Origin of the sequence: Bacillus nakamurai (assembly GCF_001584325.1) — a bacterium.
GTDB classification, from domain to species: Bacteria; Bacillota; Bacilli; order Bacillales; family Bacillaceae; genus Bacillus; species Bacillus nakamurai.
In genome coordinates this window covers 1-18,465 of the sequence record NZ_LSAZ01000023.1, presented here as the reverse complement: position 1 = coordinate 18,465, position 18,465 = coordinate 1, and the positions used below count along the sequence as shown (strand labels likewise).

The window sequence follows — 18,465 nt, the reverse complement described above, 5'->3', positions numbered from 1 at the left end:
CATTGAGACCGGAAAAGCTCCGGTCTCTTTTTTTATGATCACAAGCTGAAATACGCTTCAATAGAGGAACGCAATTTCTCAATTTGATCATTGCCGCTGCCGGCTAAATTGGAAAGCATTCCTTTAATAATCGGTTTGCGGGGTTCTTCCTTTGAGCATTCCTCTTCCATCACCTCAAGCGACACGATGACATCTTCAGGCAGTCCATGCTGCTCTTTTGCCTCTCGTATTTCCTTTAACAGCTCTTCTATATTCGGCGGAGGCTGGGTGAAAATGTCCTCTGGCAGCAGCGGATCGGGATTCTCCTTAATCAGGCCCATCACAAGATCATCAATCCTGCGGATCAGAAATTCCGCCACCTGTTCCGTCTGAAACACCATGTTCTCATTAAAAATCAAGAAATGAATATAAGAGCTTACAATTCCTTGCGCCATAACGGATGCGTCCGCTAAAAACGGTGTGATGCTTTCTCCGTAAGACGACAGCAAAGCCTCCCGGTAGAGCTTGTTAAATTGAATATTTGCCTCATGAAAGGATTGTTTTACTTTTTGATTTTCAGGAATGATCTTCTCACTCAGCAAGAGAATGATAAAGTCCTTATGCTCTAAGAATTCTTGGAATTGGTAGGCAATCTGTTTTTTGAAAACATCCTTAGGCGGTTTATGTTGATTTTCCGCTTTAATTTTCTTTACTTCTTCCATAGACATGCCGATGTAATATTCACATGCTGACAAAAGAAGGTCTTCTTTCGATTTGAAATGGAGATAAAAAGCTCCTTTTGATATTCCGCATTCAACAGCGATTTCCTGAATGGTTGTGGAAGAAAATCCTTTTTTGGCAAATAAACGAATGCCGGTTTTTATGATTTTCTCTTTTTTTTCGTTCATGACGTGCTTCCCCTTAATCCTTCAAAAATTTAGAAAAATTTACTGGCTTTTTGGTTGACGATGTTGAGTTATACCGTTTAGTATTATATAGAATGACCAGTCAGTCAATAAAAAATAACGGAGGATACGATGAACCACATTATTAACTTTGTACTGAAGAATAAATTCGCGGTTTGGCTGATGACGATTATCGTTACTGTAGCTGGGCTGTATGCCGGTCTGAATATGAAGCAGGAATCCATACCGGACGTAAACATGCCCTACCTCTCAGTAAATACGACTTATCCCGGAGCTGCTCCGAGTCAAGTTGCGGATGAAGTGACGAAACCGATTGAACAGGCCGTGCAAAATTTAGAAGGAGTAAGCGTAGTATCGTCCACTTCCTCTGAAAACGTATCATCGGTCATGATTGAATATGATTATGAAAAGGATATGGACAAGGCGAAAAACGAGGTCTCTGACGCATTGGATAATGTCAGCCTTCCTGATGACGCGAAGAAACCTGACATTTCCCGCTTCAGCGTGAATTCATTCCCGATTTTGACGCTCAGTGTGACAAGCGATAAGAGCTCGCTTGAAGATCTGACCAAAAACGTGGAAAACACTCTTGTCCCTAAACTTGAAGGAATCCAAGGCGTCGCCTCTGTACAAGTTTCAGGACAGCAGGAAGAGCAAGTGGAATTCTCTTTCAAAGACAAAAAAATGAAAGAGTACGGACTTGATGAAGATACCGTCAAGAAAGTGATCCAAGGCTCTGACGTCAACACGCCGCTTGGGCTGTACACGTTTGGCAACAAAGAAAAATCCGTTGTCGTTAACGGCAATATTACGTCAATTAAAGATTTAAAAGATATGAGAATTCCGGTCACGTCAGCTGCAGGCTCATCAAGCAGTGCGGCATCCGGAGCAGGCGCATCGTCAGCAGCAGGCGCGCAGGCAGCACAACAGGCACAGCAAAGCGCGAGCACAGAGGTGCCGACAGTCAAGCTTTCTGACATTGCAGATATTAAAGACGTGAAAAAAGCAGAATCCATTTCCCGCACGAACGGAAAAGACAGCATCGGCATCAACATCGTAAAAGCAAATGATGCCAACACGGTAGAAGTGGCCGATGCGATAAAAGATGAACTGAAGCAATACAAAAAAGACCATAAAGGGTTCAAGTACAGCTCGACGCTTGATATGGCAGAGCCGATTACAGAGTCAGTGGACACGATGTTAAGCAAAGCGATTTTCGGCGCGATCTTTGCGGTCGTGATCATTCTCTTATTCTTAAGAGATATTAAATCAACGCTGATCTCTATCATTTCCATTCCATTATCACTCTTGATCGCACTCCTTGTGCTCAAGCAGCTTGATGTGACATTAAACATTATGACGCTCGGGGCGATGACGGTCGCCATCGGACGGGTGGTCGATGACTCCATTGTCGTCATTGAAAATATTTACCGCCGTATGAGGCTTAAAGATGAACCTTTACGCGGTAAGCAATTGGTTCGTGAAGCGACGAAGGAAATGTTCAAACCGATCATGTCTTCAACGATCGTTACGATTGCCGTATTCCTGCCGCTTGCCATGGTCGGCGGACAGATCGGGCAATTGTTTATGCCGTTTGCATTAACCATCGTCTTTGCGCTTGCCGCATCACTGTTGATTTCGATCACATTGGTGCCGATGCTGGCGCACAGCTTATTCAAAAAATCGCTCACAGGCGCGCCTGTTAAAGCGAAAGAGCATAAGCCCGGCAGACTGGCCAATTTCTATAAAAATGTGCTGAATTGGTCTTTAAGCCATAAATGGATTACATCCATCATCGCGGTTCTGATGCTTGTCGGAAGTTTGTTCCTCGTACCGCTGATCGGCGCGAGCTACCTGCCGTCAGGAGCAGACAAAACGATGCAGCTCACATATACGCCTGAACCGGGCGAAACGAAAAGCGAAGCGGAAAAAGCTGCGCAAAAAGCTGAAGACCTGCTGCTGAAACGCAAACATGTCGATACGGTTCAATATTCATTAGGTTCCCAGAGCCCGCTCGGCGGAAGCTCAAACGGCGCATTGTTCTATGTGAAATACGAGGAGGACACGCCTGATTTTGACAAAGAAAAAGACAATGTCTTAAATGAAATTAAGAAAACATCCAGCCGCGGCGAATGGAAAACACAAAATTTCAGCTCATCGGGCAACAACAATGAATTGACGTATTATGTGTACGGAGATTCAGAGTCTGATATTAAAGGCACGGTTAAGGACATCGAAGACATCATGAAAAAGCAAAAGGATCTGAAAAACGTAAATTCAGGCCTTTCCAGCACATATGATGAGTACACGTTCGTGGCTGACCAGGAGAAGCTCAGCAAGCTCGGCTTAACGGCTTCGCAAATCTCCCAGGCTCTCATGTCACAAACGTCACAGTCGCCGCTCACCACTGTGAAAAAAGACGGCAAAGAGCTTGACGTCAACATTCAGACTGAAAAAGACCAGTATAAGAGTGTGAAAGAATTAGAGGATAAAACGATCACATCGCCTGCAGGCCAAGAAGTAAAAATCGGCGATGTGGCGAAAGTGAAAAACGGCTCGACTTCAGATACAGTCTCCAGACGCGACGGCAAGGTATACGCTGACGTAACGGCAGAGGTCACGTCTGACAACGTAACGAAAGTATCCGCAGCTGTTCAAAAGAAAGTTGACAAGCTGGATCTGCCGGACAATGTATCGATTGATACCGGCGGTGTATCTGCAGATATCGCGGATTCCTTTACGAAACTCGGTTTAGCGATGCTTGCCGCAGTTGCGATCGTTTACCTTGTTCTTGTGATTACCTTCGGCGGAGCATTGGCGCCGTTTGCGATTCTGTTCTCGCTTCCGTTTACGGTCATCGGCGCACTAGTCGGACTGTATGTATCGGGAGAGACGGTCAGTCTGAACGCCATGATCGGTATGCTCATGCTGATCGGGATCGTCGTCACAAATGCGATTGTCTTAATTGACCGCGTCATCCATAAGGAAGCGGAAGGCTTATCAACGAGAGAAGCGCTGCTTGAAGCCGGCTCTACGAGATTGCGTCCGATTCTGATGACGGCGATTGCGACAATCGGCGCCCTGCTTCCATTGGCATTGGGCTTTGAAGGCGGAAGCCAGGTCATCTCTAAAGGACTCGGTGTCACCGTTATCGGCGGTTTAATCAGTTCGACCTTGCTTACCCTTCTGATTGTGCCGATCGTATATGAAGTATTGGCGAAATTCCGTAAGAAAAAACCTGGAACAGAAGAAGAGTAAGACAGCGGGCCTTGGCTCCTTAAACGGAGCCGGGGCCTTTTTTTCTTCTGCCAAATCCTGTACATATTGTTGCGATTTTCTCAACTCATAGTATAATTAAAGGTTGTTAGTGTTAATAATGGATCGGATACTCTTAAGTAGGATGATGAGATAATGAAACGTGCACGCATAATATATAATCCAACTTCTGGACGGGAGCTTTTTAAGAAAAATCTTGCCCAGGTCCTGCAAAAATTTGAACAAGCCGGTTATGAAACCTCCACCCATGCCACCACATGCGCCGGAGACGCGACTCATGCCGCAAAAGAAGCCGCATTGCGGGAGTTTGACCTGATTATCGCCGCCGGCGGAGACGGAACGATTAATGAAGTCGTCAACGGACTGGCGCCTTTAGACAAACGTCCGACACTCGGCATCATCCCGGTCGGCACGACAAATGACTTCGCCAGAGCGCTCGGCATCCCGAGAGAGAACATACTGAACGCCGCTGACACCGTCATTAACGGCGTCGCCCGCCCGATTGACATCGGCCAGGTCAACGGACAATATTTTATCAATATTGCCGGCGGTGGCCGCTTAACGGAGCTGACGTATGATGTGCCAAGCAAACTGAAAACAATGCTCGGCCAGCTTGCTTATTATTTAAAAGGAATGGAGATGCTGCCTTCACTCCGTCCGACAGAGGTCGAGATTGAATATGACGGCAAGCTGTTCCAAGGCGAAATCATGCTGTTTTTAGTGACGCTGACCAACTCGGTCGGCGGATTCGAGAAGCTTGCCCCTGATTCCAGCCTGAATGACGGCATGTTTGATTTAATTATTTTAAAGAAAGCCAATCTCGCCGAATTTATCAGAGTCGCGAGCATGGCGCTCAGAGGCGATCATATTAACGATCAGCACATTATTTATACAAAAGCGAACCGCGTGAAAGTCAATGTGTCAGAAAAGATGCAGCTGAATCTGGACGGCGAGTACGGCGGCATGCTGCCGGGCGAATTCGTGAATCTGTACCGCCACATTCACGTCGTCATGCCGAAGGAAAAAGCGGAACAGCTGGATGATTAAAAAACTTGGCCCTGCACGGCCAAGTTTTTCTTGCTTAACAGAAGAGGTGAACAAACATGAAAATCAAACCGCCAGTGGAAAAAAACGAATACTATGATGTCGTCTTCGAAGACTTGACACACGAAGGAGCAGGCGTCGCAAAAGTCGAAGGATTCCCGATCTTCGTACCGAACGCCCTCCCGGAAGAAAAAGCCCAGATCAAAGTGACACGCGTCAAAAAAGGCTTCGCTTTCGGACGCCTCATGGAGCTGAAAGAAGAAAGCCCGCACAGAACGGACGCCCCGTGCCCGATTTACAAGCAATGCGGCGGCTGCCAGCTTCAGCATATGACATACGAAGGCCAGCTGTTGTTTAAGCAGAAACAAGTTAAAGACGTACTGGAACGCATCGGCAAGCTGGATCTGTCCAACGTTACGGTGCACCCGACACTCGGCATGGAAGACCCGTGGAATTACAGAAACAAAGCACAGGTTCCGGTCGGAGAAAGGGAAGGCGGACTCGTCGCAGGGTTCTATCAGCAAAGAAGCCATGACATCATCGACATGAGCGCCTGCCTCATCCAGCAATCCAAAAACGACGAAGCCGTCCAAGCCGTCAAAGACATTTGCGCAATATACGGCGTCAAAGCCTACAATGAAGAACGCCACAAAGGCTGGCTCCGCCACATCATGGTCAGATACGGTGTCGTCACGGGCGAAATGATGATCGTCTTCATCACCAGAACAAACGACTTCCCGCACAAGGCGAAGATCATCGAAGACATCACGGCCAAATTTCCGCACGTCAAATCCATCGTGCAAAACATCAATCCAAGTAAAACAAACGTGATCTTTGGGAACGAAACAAACGTCATCTGGGGCGAAGAATACATCTACGACCTCATCGGAGACGTCAAATTCGCCATCTCCGCCAGATCGTTCTACCAGGTCAACCCGGAACAGACAAAAGTACTCTACGACAAAGCGCTCGAATACGCCGAGCTGCAAGGAGAAGAAACCGTCATCGACGCCTACTGCGGCATCGGAACCATTTCTCTCTTCTTAGCGAAGCAGGCGAAAAAAGTATACGGCGTAGAAATCGTCCCGGAAGCAATTGAAGACGCCAAACGCAACGCTGAGCTAAACGGCATCACAAACGCCGAATTCGCCGTCGGAGAAGCGGAAACCGTCATTCCGAAATGGTATGAAGAAGGCATCACGGCCGATACGCTTGTCGTCGACCCGCCAAGAAAAGGCTGCGACGAAGCGCTCCTGCGGACGATCATCGAGATGAAGCCGAAGCGGGTGGTGTATGTGTCTTGTAATCCTGGGACGCTTGCGAGGGATTTGCGGGTGCTTGAGGACGGCGGATACACGACGCTTGAAGTGCAGCCGGTGGATATGTTTCCGCATACGAATCATGTGGAGTGTGTGGCGCAGCTGGTTTTAAAAGAAGAAGCAGGGTCCCGATGAGGGATGACCTGCTTCTATTTATACATTCAATAGTCCCTGTTTCATTCCGTTCACAACAGCGCCGACCCTTGAATTGGCTTCCAGCTTCTGAATAATGGAAGAAATGTGACGTTCTACGGTTCTTTTACTAATCGTTAATTCAGTACTGATCTCCATATTTGTTTTATCCTCTGCTATTAGCTTCAACACTTCTCGTTCTTTCTGAGTAAGGCTCTCACCTGCAAGGTTTAAAATGAGCGTAGGGAATATTCGGTTGTCCGCGTAAGATTGTTTTACAGCAGCGACCAGTTCATTAATTGAACTTTCCTTCCTTACATAAGCATTTGCACCTGCTTTATAGGCTGCTGTTATATATTCATCATAATCATATCCTGACAAAACAACTACCTTGAGTTCCGGAAATGTTTCCTTAATTGTTTTTGTTAAAATAATGCCATTGAAAGATTTCATTCTAATATCAATAATCAGGACATTTGGGCGGGTACAGATAATTTTGTTATGAAGATCTGCTGGCTCTGATAAAGCACCAACTACTTCAATATCTTTATCCTGCTCTAATAATTGTTTAATACCCTGTAATACCATTATATGATCATCTAACAGCAATACTTTGATTTTCAATTGATTTACTCCATTCCATAGGCAAAGTAAGATAACAATTGTGTTTATATCAATTTTGAACGATTATTATGTAGTTGTTCGGCTCTTTTGGATTAAATTGAATTCGGTATGAGTCTGAATGCAAAATAAGAGTCTGCCGCATTGAAAATCATACCTTTTACTCAACACTTCTAAGATAGTATATCGTCTTTTCTCCCTTTAATCTAGATATTCTCGAAGAAAAAATGGTGAATTTTTACTAACTGAAACATATTTTTCCCCTGCTGCATTTGTACCTTAATGACTTTAAAAGGTTGATTTTCCTCTCTTGATCAAAGTTTATACATCTTCACTGTTACGACTGTAATCAATAAATCAATAAATTCAGTTGTATAAAAATATTTATATGTTTTTTCGCCAATAAATAGGCGCGATTCCGCCAATTTGTTGGCGGGATATACGGATTTGCTTATGCCTATATTTTGATATTTTTAAGTAGAGAAGAAAATATTGGTTATATTAAGGTAATTTGACCTAATGGAATGATGTTTGCTGAAAAAATAAAATACTGAAAGGTGATTATGAAGAGGATTACATATTCCGAATTCAAAAGATTGTTTCCAAAAGAAGCTATCGCTCTGGACGTAATCAACTGCAAAGTTACAGGTTATTGAGACAGAATCTATGCAGGAACCCATATAATTACCTGAAGGCGTTTACATCTGCTGTTTCTAAGAAAACTAATCATTAGAATATCATGAATCTAAATGCATTGAATGAAGTAACACGCCAGTTGAAAAGTTAAATCCTTTATAGGAGCGGACAGTGTATGAAATAAAACTGCATGTCAGTAAATTAAAAACTTAGAATTTCTTTAACTACTGATAATCGGATTTTTCTGTTTTAATTCTTTATGTCTTATGAAATGGTTCCATTTAACGAATAAGCACCAGAAAACAAACCGCTAAAGGAGGGGAAATTTTGCTAGAAGTTAAAATTTTAGAAACAGAAGAAGAAAAAAATGAACTGTACTCAATGAGATATAAAATTTTTGTAGACCAAGAAAAATCAGTACCTGCTGAAAACTATAAAGACGGTTTACTAAAGGATCAATCTGATGAGCATGCATATCAAATTGGATGTTATGAAGGTCATTTATTAGTAGGATTTATGACCTTAATTGTAAAGCAAGAGGATGAATTATTAGAGGTTGAAAAAACGCACAACTTAGCCCCGAAAGAAGGTGAAAATTGTGCAGAGGTTATGAGATTAGTCGTTTTAGACACTCCTTTTACTAGTACGATCTCTATGAAGGGCAAAGTAATGAATCTCTTATTTGATAAGGTAAAAGATATCATTATCTCTGAAAAAATTACGCATCTCCTCTTACAGAGCAGAGAAAAATCAAAAAAAATATATGAAAAAATAGGGTTTTCACAGATTGGTGATTTCAAACTATATAGAGGGAAATCATATCAGTGTCCTATGAAACTTGATGTGATGAAAGTAAGTGAAAAGGTAGTAAATGTTTCAGAGTATATATAATGAAAGGGATGGATTTAAATGAGTCTGGAAACATTAATAAGCGTAGAGAAAAAAGAAAAATTAATCGGAATGATTGCGGAAATTCTTGAGGTTGAGCCTGAAGAAATAAAAGATGATACCGATCTGGTAGAAGAACTAGATGCTGATTCAATGATGGCTTTGGAGATTTTAGCCAGTGTTGAAAAAGAGTTTCAAATAAAAATATCGGAAGAGGAACTGCAGAAGTTTACAACAGTAAATAATATTATTTTGATTATTGAAGAAAGACTAAAGGAAAAATAACATGAACTTATTGTCGCACGATGATGTTTTAGAGATATTACCGCAAAGATATCCTTTTGTGATGGTAGATAGAGTCATAGAGATTAGTGAAACTAACATAACATCTATAAAAAATGTTACTGGAAATGAGCCGTGTTTCCAAGGGCATTTTCCTAATAAAAAGATCTTCCCAGGAGTATATATAACAGAAGCTATTGCACAAACAGCTATTCTTTTGTTCTCACATAATGATCATTCAAGTGAATCAGATGAAACTCTCCCCCTTCTTTATCACACAAATGTGAAATTTAAGAAGCCTATAGTTCCTGGAGATCAGATGATTATTACTTTAAATATAATAAAGAAAATAAGTAAGGCTGCTATTGTTAAAGCTGAAGTAAAAGTAGACGGTGTTAGGTGTGCATTCGGAGAATTGACCTTTACGCTTGTGGGAGATGAATAATTTGAAAAGAGTTGTAGTAACAGGTACGGGAGCAATTACTTCAATAGGCCTTAATTCTAAAGACTTTTGGGAATCTTGTTTGAGTGGGGAATCTGGTATCACCCCTATTCAAAAAGAGGGACTCCAATTATTAGATCCAAAATTTGGAGGGCAAATCCATGATTTTGATGCTTCTGAATATATCAAAGTCAATGATCATAAGTCTATAGGCAGAGGTTCTCAATTATTAATTGCTAGTATGTATGATGCTATCAAAAGTGCTAACTTGAATCTTGAAACATATAAGAAGGCAGATTTATATGTTGGAACTACAATGGGTGAAATTGCTATTGAAACAACTGACTATAATCGCCATTTGGGAGAGACGAGTTCCCAAAATCTTTTAGACCAAGATTTTTTACATACATTATTGGCTAACGCATGCAGAGAATTCAATTTACAGGGAGAGACAATGCTTGTTGCAAATGCCTGTTCTGCAGGTAATTATGCGATTATTCAAGGTTATGAAAAAATAAGGAGCGGGGAACAATCCATTTGTTTTACAGCAGGAGAAGATCCTTTCTCGACTATCGCTTATTATGGGTTTAACAGATTGAAAGCTATTGCCTCAAAAGAATGTAAACCATTTGATGCTCACAGAGATGGTATGCTAGTTGCTGAAGGGGCAGGGTGCCTAGTGTTAGAGGAATTAGAGCACGCCAAAAATAGAGGAGCCAATATTTTGGCAGAAATTAAAGGTTATGGTGTTTCATGCGATGCCTATCATATTACTGCGCCTCATCCCAATTCAACCGGAATAATACAGGCCATGAAAAAGGCCATAGAAAAAGCTAATATTACGGCTGACGATGTGAATTACATTAGTGCTCATGGGACAGGTACCCAAGCAAATGATAAGGCGGAGTCTTTTGCAGTTAATCAATTATTTAATAAAAAAGTACCGATGAGTTCAATTAAGTCCATGATCGGTCATTCTATGGGAGCTGCAAGTTTATTGGAAGCAATTGTATGTTGTAACGCTGTAAAAGAGGATATTGCACCTCCGACGATAAATTTTGAACTAAAGGATGAAAACTGTGATGTTGATTGCATTCCAAATAGAAAAAGGTCATTTCCTATTGAGTATGCAATGAACAATTCATATGCTTTTGGCGGCGCCAATTCCAGCATCATTTTTAAGAAATTCAGAGACGATTGTTAAAAATGGAGATGAGTATTAAAATGAATATTATTGGAAGAGGTAAAGTTCTTTCTGAAAAAATAAGCGTTGAAAGCATAAAAAATAAAATGGAATTAAAAGGTATATTAGAGCCGGAGAATTTTGACGTAAAAAAGTACATTAAATATAAAGGCCTTCGTTCACTCACAAAAGCAACTAATCTAGCTATTGCTTCAATAAGTGAGGCAATAGCTGATGCAGGGAGTATGTACAGTGAGTATTCTTCAGAAAGAATAGGTGTTTTTGTAGGCAGTACTTTGAATCCCATGGATGCTGCGTATCATTTTATGACAGATGTATATGAAGCCTCTCCAGACTTTGTTAGTCCGGTTAAATTTTCTAGTTCCGTTTTAAATAACATCTCTGGATGGGCTTCCATTGTTTATGGCATAACCGGTTTGAATTCTACTGTGATTTCAGGAAACTTATCTGGAATAGACGCTTTAAAAATGGCAGCTTCTTATATAAACAATGATGTTATTGATGTTGCCATTGTGACAGCTGTTGAGGGAAATGAAGAAGGCTCTATCTACCATTTAGGCAATCTTCAAGAACAGGTTAACGCGGTTACAGGTGCTATTTCGTTTATTATAAAAAAAAGTGAAGATTCTTATTCTAACATTGATAAAATTAACAGCTTCCAACATACCGAAGATAATAGAGACAAGATCATTTTCAACTTAGAAAAAGAATTAAAAGTGGGACAAACAAAAAACCTTATTTATGGGTCAAACAATCGTAATGACAAAATCATTTTTGATTATTTAAAAAGCAGAGATCTTTCTAATGACGTAAATATTTTAAATATTTCTAGAAGTATTGGAACTTCAAATGCATTATCGGGTTTCTTAAAATTAATGGTCTCTCTAGAGTTAAAAGGTGAAACATTAATTATTGAAACAAATGAAGTTGGAAATGATAGTATGATAAAAATAAATTCATTGAATAATTGAGGGTTAAATTATGAAAAAACTAGTCATTATAACGGGTGGCACGGGAGATTTAGGACAATCAATTATTAAAAAATTTCACCAAAATGATTATTTGGTTTACTTTACATATTTGGGGAATGTTGAAAAGGCTAGATTAATTGAAGAAAAATGTCCTACAACAACAGCTGTAAAAGTCGATGTTAGAGATTATACTCAAGTGAAAGAATGTATTGAAAAAATTTATGACACACATGGCCGAATAGACTGTTTGATTAATAATGCAGGAATTAATAAAGATAAAACAATTACATTTATGAATCAAAGGTCCTGGCAAGATGTAATCAATACGAACTTGAATGGCACCTTTAACTGTTGTAAATTTGTCTCAAAATATATGATCAATCAAGGTAATGGCTCAATTATTAATATGTCTTCTGTATCAGGTATGAAAGGTATTGAAGGCCAGACCAATTATAGTGCAGCAAAAGCCGGAATTAATGGACTAACAAAAACTTTGGCGAAAGAGATGGCTAAGTATAATGTAAGAGTCAATGCCATTTGCCCAGGTTTTATAGAATCAGATATGACTAGTAATTTAGATGAAAATCGATTGGTGAACCTGATTCCCATGCAGCATTTAGGCAGCCCAGATGATGTAAGTGAATTAGCTCTTTTTCTTTCAGAAAATGGATCCAAATACATTACTGGACAAATGATTACTGTTGACGGAGGCTTATCAATCTAGCATAATTTAGTAATCTTACTTTCGAGGTGAACAGAATGGGAGAAGAACAAGAAATCATTACAGTAACAGATCTGCGAAAAAAATATGGATCATTTGAAGCAGTTAAAGGGGTATCCTTTTCTGTGAAAAGAGGTGAGCTGTTTGCGTTTCTGGGGACAAACGGTGCAGGGAAATCAACTACGATTGATATCCTCTGTACGTTGATTAAAAAGACATCCGGAAAAGTTGTGATTGACGGTTTTACGCTTGGTGAGGGGAAAGAGAATAATCATATCCGCAAGAAAATCGGGGTTGTTTTTCAAGAGAGTATATTGGACGAACGATTAACTGTTTACGAAAATATTATGAATCGCGGGCAATATTATCATTTAAGCAAAACGCAAGTTCAGGAAAACTATCAGTTTGTCTCGGATTATTTAAAATTAGATGACATTAAAGAGAAAAAATACAGCGATTTATCAGGAGGGCAAAGAAGAAGAGCAGATATCGCCCGAGCTATTATACATAAACCGGCCATTTTATTTTTGGATGAGCCTACCACAGGTCTTGACCCGCAAACAAGGGTATTTGTTTGGAGCGCGATTAAAAGGCTGCAGGAAGAAACAAACATGACCATCTTTTTAACCACGCATTACATGGAGGAAGCCGCTGTAGCTGATCAGGTAGTGGTTATTAAAGAAGGCCGCTTGATTGCAGAAGGCACACCGAGCCAGCTGAAAGATCAATATGCGTTTGACAGTTTGCATATCATTTTTCAACCGGACTTTGATCCGACAGCATGGTTTAAAAATAAACAATTAGCCTACACGGTAAAAAACTCGATTTACTCCCTTCGTTTAGAATCCACTCTCGATGCTTTTGAGATTTTAAAAAGCCTGGAAGGACAAGTAGAATCCTTTGAGGTCATTAAAGGGAATATGGATGATGTCTTTATCAATATTATCGAAGAAAAAGGGAGCACTTTGTCAGAGCAGAAGGGGAGTATCGCGTAAATGAAGTCTTTATCCAGTTTAATCAGCAGAAATATTAAAATCTACTTCCGTGACCGGACCCTTTTACTTCTTTCTCTTTTGTCAGTATTTATCGTCATTCTGTTATACGCGGTATTTTTACAGCAGACACAGCTGGATGCCATAAAAGTATTGGTGGGTTCGACAGATGATTCCAAAGCAATGGTGAATGAGTGGATGGTTGCCGGATTACTATCCATTACAGCTGTAACAACCACACTCGGTGCATTTGGAATCATGGTCAAAGATAAAGAAAGCAAAAGAACGTATGATTTCTTAACAGCTCCTTTATCGAGAGCGACAATTCAATTGAGCTATGTCATTCATTCGTTTGTCATCGGCTTGATCTTTTCTTTCATTGCCTTTTTGGGGTGTGAAATTTTTCTTGTTTCTACAGGCAGCAACATATTGAGCGGTGCCGGCATGCTTGAAGTATTGGGCATCATTATTCTTTCGGTTGCTCTTTCAAGTTCAATTAATTTATTCTTAACTCTTTTTATTCACACACAAAATGCCTTTTCAACACTAAGTACGATTGTCGGAACAGCGATCGGTTTTTTGTGCGGTGTGTATGTGCCGATCGGCGGCGTACCGACGTTTGTACAAAAGATTATTATGTACTTCCCTATCAGCCATACCGCTGTTCTGTTCAGAAAAGCGTTTATGACAGACTCGATTGATAAGGTGTTTAAAAATGCCACCGCAGACCAAATACAAGAATATGAAAAACATTATGGCATTGTCTACAAGTTAAACGGCCATTTTATCAGTACGGCGTCAAGTTTGTGGGTAATTGTCATAACAGCTGTTATCTTTACCGTCATATCTATTTTCATATTTAAAAAACAAAATAAATGACCTCTTTTGTCTATACATAACGATTTAAAAGGCAGCATCTGTTTACTGGATGCTGCCTGTTTTGATGGGGAGGAGTCTAAAAAAGGAGTTTGGGTTTAGTAAATGATTATTTTGTTCGAGATAGTGTGCTAAAAATTCTTTTCTTCTTCTGAAAATTTAAGCCCTTTTTCTGCTCCATTTTGCTAAATTGCTCACTGTATTTAATCTTACCGGCAGTGCAGGTGTTCTTCTTCCTGTGGAGAAAGTTCCGTACGGTTTCGGCAGCACCACTTAGGCGAACGCTTGTAGTGCTTCACTAAACTGCTGCTGTTGACTGCGTTGTAAGGAACTCCTCCCCGCCGATACCACGTCATGGCGAGGATGATAGGGGAGAATATCCTCAAGTGGTCTGTGTTATCATGGCAACAAAAAAGCCCTCAAAAAAGAGAGCCTTCTTTAGTCATTCTGCTATTCATCTTCTTCCCAGTTGTCTTTAGATTCATGAAGCTCTTCAATAAAAAACTCCAAAAAACTATCAGATACAGTACGACCGTACCCATCGTTATTATCCCATAAAACTACTGGACATTCGCCATCTGTCATTTTATTGGTATCAAGACAATAAGAGAATTCATCTACATATTCTATGACAACGAGTCCATCAGCAAGGCCGTAAAATTTTCTATAATCATTGGTCTGCTCGACAACATCAGCTCCACAAGAATCATAACCCAGTATCATAGTTCCAAAAGCTCCACCTGAACCGTAAGTCATTAGAAACCATTTGTAACTTTCAGGGAGTGACACGTTGAGATTCTCTTCTATTTCACTGATTTGATCTTCGGTGACTCCTCCGGTTAGAATCGTATATTCTTTGTTTTCTTCGAAAAATTTTTCTATTTTTGAGTAATTCATATAACACACCTCTTACTCCTGATTTTCAAATTGTTTTGCTCTCCATTTCCAATACCTTTTTCTGAAATTTTTATACTGCGTTTCAAGAATGGGGTCATTTCTAAAACTTTCACCATTTTCTTTTAAACCATGAAGAATGGTATGATATTTTTTATGAAGGCTTTCTGGTATTTCAACCATTGTACCTGGCTCTTCTTGAATTAGATGATGAAGGTTTATTTGTGTACCATCTTTAGCAAAAGGCGCATTCCCGAGTTTCATTAGTTGGAGATTTGTTTGGCCTTTACGGTTTTTTTGATTGATATCAATGTCTTTTAACGTATACACTTTTCGACTAACATCTTTAACTTTCCCTTTAGATTTGACTTTTCCTTCAATCTCAACAGCATTATATTTTTCTTTATTTATCCAGGGGACACTTATGTTTCTTCCGATAAATGGTTTTCTGCTCTCATCAGGTAATCTTTTCGCAGCCATAAACAGTTCATTTTTTAACCCTGCGCTATTTACTACATTATAAGGAACTCCCCCAACGGGAACAACATCGTACCGGGGATTATAAGGCAATAAATCTTTGATTGAGACCTCTTTCAGTTTTTGTCCCGCTTTTCCTACTTTCGCTGTGACTTTCCCTGCTGCATCAGCTTTCATGATAACGCCCGCACCTTTTGTTCCGACGATAGACGTCACAACAGTGCCTATGGCGTATGTCACCCATCTTGACCGTGAATAGGTGTCACCGTTGACCATGTCTTTTTGATACGAATCCTCGATTGCGGCTGAAATGGCTTCATACGTTTTGATAGGGTGAGCCACTGCTCCGGTAATGGCTTCAACGGTTCCGCCCGGATCTGTGATCATATCCCACAGGCCTGTGACCGCGTCTTTGCCTGAATCATAAAGACCGACGGCAACCCCCTTGAAACCGTCAGTGAGTTCACGCGTGTTTTCAATTTGCGTAAAGTATCGCTGCTGTTCTTTTGTGAGGTTTTTGTAACCGATTGTTTTGGCCATTGAGTAGAACTCATCGGCATTCGCATAGTCGCAGTTTTTGAGTCTTTCTTTTAGTTTGTCAATCTCACGCTCTCTCGCTTCTTCCTTCTTCATCGCAAGATAAGCCTGCGAGTGCCTTGCAATCTCATCTTTTTTCTGATGAATGTCGCTTTCCCTGTACGCCTTGGCGTTGTAGTTGATCGGGGTGGCGCTTTTTCCTTTGCCTGTGGCGTTTTGGAGTTGTTGAAAATCTGCTTGAATGAAATGTTCATTTGCTTCGGTTTCTGTGTATTCTGCGGTTAAATCGTGATCGAGCCTGCCGAGTTTATGTATCGTATCGTTTCTTTTTTTGTCAGCCGCCGAAAGCTGGTGATCTGCGTTTTCGGTGGAAAAGAGATCGAGTGAGATGATGTGTTGAATTTCTCCTAAGATGGAGCGCATGTCTTTTTTCTGTTCTTCCATGATCGCTTTTGACTTTTCCAGTGCGTGGGTGAGTTCATGCTCTAAAAAGGATTCTTCCACATATGAATGGGATAGCCCGGCGTCCTCGACTTTTCCGGAAAGGCTTGTGAGAAATGCGATTTTCATGTCGATCAGTTCGAGCCAGCTGTCCGCGATGCCGGCGTGGTCCTGGAAAAAGGCTTTGATGTTGTCGGCACCTTTGCCTGAGAAATCATTGTCGCCGAGGTCAGCCATGCCTTGGAACGATTTTTTCAGGCTGGCCATTTGGCTGCGGAGTTGTTTGTATTCGCCCGCCCGCTGCTTTGCGGCGGAAAGCAGGGTGGTTGCTTCGAAAACGTTCATGACCATATCCTTTCTTTTGTTCGATATCAAAATTTTACCACGTGTTGCCGGATGAGCAGTGTAGGAAATAGGTAATGAAGGTAAAATGAATCTTTTGGCTTGCGACTTAATTCCTGTATGCTGAATTGTTATGTTTTGTACAATACATACAAAAGTCAGAGTTCGGTAATGACACGTTCAGCTCGCTTATTTTCAGGCTGCTCCGCCGTAATTTTGACAAGGGAAAATCTGCTGCCTGCTTTTTCTAACGTCTTACACTCGAAACAACCAAACCACTTGAGGTATAATAGAAAAAGAGTATTTATCATACAGATTCAAATTGTGAAAGAGAGTGGAACAAAATGGGCCGTAAATGGAACAATATTAAAGAAAAGAAAGCGTCAAAAGACGCGAATACCAGCCGGATTTACGCGAAGTTCGGCCGTGAGATTTATGTGGCGGCAAAACAGGGCGAGCCTGATCCGGAGTCAAACCAAGCGTTAAAAGTGGTGCTGGAGCGCGCTAAGACGTACAGCGTGCCGAAAAACATCATTGAACGTGCGATTGAAAAGGCGAAGGGCGGTTCGGAAGAGAATTTTGACGAGCTGCGTTATGAAGGCTTCGGGCCGAACGGGTCAATGATCATCGTTGACGCTTTGACGAATAACGTGAACCGGACGGCGCCTGAAGTGCGGGCTGCGTTTGGGAAAAACGGCGGAAACATGGGTGTCAGCGGGTCTGTTGCTTACATGTTTGATGCGACGGCTGTTATCGGGGTTGAGGGCAAATCGGCAGATGAAGCGCTTGAACTGCTGATGGAAGCTGATGTGGACGTCCGTGATATTTTAGAAGAGGATGACAGTGTCATCGTTTATGCTGAGCCTGACCAGTTCCATGCCGTGCAGGAGGCGTTTAAAAATGCAGGCGTTGAAGAATTCACCGTGGCCGAACTGACGATGCTGGCGCAAAATGAAGTGGAGCTTCCGGAAGAGGCGAAAGCTCAGTTTGAAAAGCTTATTGATGTATTAGAGGATTTGGAAGACGTGCAGCAGGTCTACCACAACGTAGATTTAGGCGAATAAAGTCAGACAGAAGGCCGGAACATGTTCCGGCCTATTTGTTTATTCGGAGAGCCTGTATCACATACCTCTGTACAGCGATTATTTTATTATTTTGTGTAAAATGGGCGGATGCCCAAACGTTTCGCTCCCATTCTCATAAGTTAGACTGTAACCTATGTGAAGGAGCGATTAATTATGAATGAAAGAAGACCGATTTACGGAGGCTACGGAGGGTTTGGCGGCGGCGGCTTTGGAGGCTACCCGGGCTACGGTTACGGGGGCTATGGCGGCTTCGGAGGATATCCGGGCTTCGGTTATGGCGGTTACGGGGGCTTTGGAGGATATCCGGGCTACGGCTACGGCGGTTACGGAGGCTATGGCGGGGGCTATGGCGGTTACGGCGGGGGCTATGGCGGTTATGG

General features: G+C 41.5%; 17 protein-coding genes and 1 pseudogene. 13 read left to right on the top strand and 5 right to left on the bottom strand.

The features are described from left to right. Positions 1-38 precede the first annotated feature (38 nt). Entirely contained in the window at positions 39-887 is an 849-nt protein-coding gene (locus tag AXI59_RS11990; RefSeq protein ID WP_061528326.1) for a TetR/AcrR family transcriptional regulator, read from the bottom strand. 129 nt (positions 888-1,016) lie between these two features. Here AXI59_RS11990 and AXI59_RS11985 point away from each other — a divergent pair, with 129 nt between their 5' ends. The 3 genes from AXI59_RS11985 (at position 1,017) to rlmD (ending at position 6,679) form a co-directional block, all read left to right on the top strand. Beyond that, on the top strand, positions 1,017-4,163 hold the full coding sequence (locus AXI59_RS11985) for an efflux RND transporter permease subunit (protein ID WP_061528325.1): 3,147 nt from the start codon (positions 1,017-1,019) through the stop codon (positions 4,161-4,163). Positions 4,164-4,316: 153 nt separating this feature from the next. Beyond that, a complete protein-coding gene (locus AXI59_RS11980) occupies positions 4,317-5,228 on the top strand; it encodes a diacylglycerol kinase (RefSeq protein ID WP_061520231.1) in 912 nt (303 codons plus the stop codon). A gap of 56 nt (positions 5,229-5,284) precedes the next feature. After that, entirely contained in the window at positions 5,285-6,679 is a 1,395-nt protein-coding gene (gene rlmD, locus AXI59_RS11975; protein ID WP_061528324.1) for a 23S rRNA (uracil(1939)-C(5))-methyltransferase RlmD, read from the top strand. An 18-nt stretch (positions 6,680-6,697) separates the two neighbouring features. Here rlmD and AXI59_RS11970 read toward each other — a convergent pair whose 3' ends face one another. Next, the gene (locus AXI59_RS11970; protein WP_082791767.1) at positions 6,698-7,300 is read right to left on the bottom strand and encodes a response regulator; all 603 of its coding nucleotides are present in this window, start codon (positions 7,298-7,300) and stop codon (positions 6,698-6,700) included. A 960-nt stretch (positions 7,301-8,260) separates the two neighbouring features. Between AXI59_RS11970 and AXI59_RS11965 the strand changes: the two genes are divergently transcribed. The 8 genes from AXI59_RS11965 to AXI59_RS11930 are packed head-to-tail and all read left to right on the top strand — an operon-like array spanning position 8,261 to position 14,312. Continuing rightward, positions 8,261-8,824 (top strand): N-acyl amino acid synthase FeeM domain-containing protein, encoded by a 564-nt coding sequence (locus AXI59_RS11965; RefSeq protein ID WP_061520233.1) that lies wholly within the window; start codon positions 8,261-8,263, stop codon positions 8,822-8,824. 18 nt (positions 8,825-8,842) lie between these two features. Further along, the gene (locus AXI59_RS11960; RefSeq protein WP_061528323.1) at positions 8,843-9,106 is read left to right on the top strand and encodes an acyl carrier protein; all 264 of its coding nucleotides are present in this window, start codon (positions 8,843-8,845) and stop codon (positions 9,104-9,106) included. A 1-nt stretch (position 9,107) separates the two neighbouring features. Next, the gene (gene fabZ / locus AXI59_RS11955) at positions 9,108-9,548 is read left to right on the top strand and encodes a 3-hydroxyacyl-ACP dehydratase FabZ (protein WP_061520235.1); all 441 of its coding nucleotides are present in this window, start codon (positions 9,108-9,110) and stop codon (positions 9,546-9,548) included. Position 9,549: 1 nt separating this feature from the next. Continuing rightward, positions 9,550-10,749: a beta-ketoacyl-[acyl-carrier-protein] synthase family protein gene (locus AXI59_RS11950; protein ID WP_061520236.1), complete on the top strand. Its 1,200-nt coding sequence runs from the start codon at positions 9,550-9,552 to the stop codon at positions 10,747-10,749. Positions 10,750-10,769: 20 nt separating this feature from the next. After that, entirely contained in the window at positions 10,770-11,720 is a 951-nt protein-coding gene (locus tag AXI59_RS11945; RefSeq protein WP_061528409.1) for a beta-ketoacyl synthase N-terminal-like domain-containing protein, read from the top strand. A gap of 10 nt (positions 11,721-11,730) precedes the next feature. Beyond that, positions 11,731-12,444 (top strand): 3-oxoacyl-ACP reductase FabG, encoded by a 714-nt coding sequence (gene fabG, locus AXI59_RS11940; RefSeq protein WP_061528322.1) that lies wholly within the window; start codon positions 11,731-11,733, stop codon positions 12,442-12,444. A 35-nt stretch (positions 12,445-12,479) separates the two neighbouring features. Further along, the gene (locus tag AXI59_RS11935) at positions 12,480-13,436 is read left to right on the top strand and encodes an ABC transporter ATP-binding protein (protein ID WP_061520239.1); all 957 of its coding nucleotides are present in this window, start codon (positions 12,480-12,482) and stop codon (positions 13,434-13,436) included. Continuing rightward, complete coding sequence (locus AXI59_RS11930; protein WP_061528321.1) at positions 13,437-14,312, top strand: ABC transporter permease; 876 nt, start codon at positions 13,437-13,439, stop codon at positions 14,310-14,312. It begins immediately after the preceding gene. Between the two features lie 162 nt (positions 14,313-14,474). Here the strand turns inward: AXI59_RS11930 and AXI59_RS20475 are convergent. From AXI59_RS20475 to AXI59_RS11920, 3 genes and pseudogenes are all read right to left on the bottom strand, one after another. Next, positions 14,475-14,696 (bottom strand): annotated as a pseudogene (locus AXI59_RS20475) (TIGR01741 family protein); the annotation flags it as partial. A gap of 63 nt (positions 14,697-14,759) precedes the next feature. Next, positions 14,760-15,206, bottom strand: coding sequence for an SMI1/KNR4 family protein (locus AXI59_RS11925; RefSeq protein ID WP_061528320.1), 447 nt, complete (start codon positions 15,204-15,206; stop codon positions 14,760-14,762). Between the two features lie 12 nt (positions 15,207-15,218). Continuing rightward, positions 15,219-17,003 (bottom strand): T7SS effector LXG polymorphic toxin, encoded by a 1,785-nt coding sequence (locus tag AXI59_RS11920; RefSeq protein ID WP_061528319.1) that lies wholly within the window; start codon positions 17,001-17,003, stop codon positions 15,219-15,221. A 341-nt stretch (positions 17,004-17,344) separates the two neighbouring features. Between AXI59_RS11920 and AXI59_RS11915 the strand changes: the two genes are divergently transcribed. Both AXI59_RS11915 and AXI59_RS20905 read left to right on the top strand, forming a co-directional pair. After that, the gene (locus tag AXI59_RS11915) at positions 17,345-18,064 is read left to right on the top strand and encodes a YebC/PmpR family DNA-binding transcriptional regulator (protein WP_061520243.1); all 720 of its coding nucleotides are present in this window, start codon (positions 17,345-17,347) and stop codon (positions 18,062-18,064) included. Positions 18,065-18,238: 174 nt separating this feature from the next. After that, positions 18,239-18,465, top strand: a 227-nt coding sequence (locus AXI59_RS20905; protein WP_061528408.1) for a hypothetical protein, incomplete at its 3' end; no start/stop codon positions are given.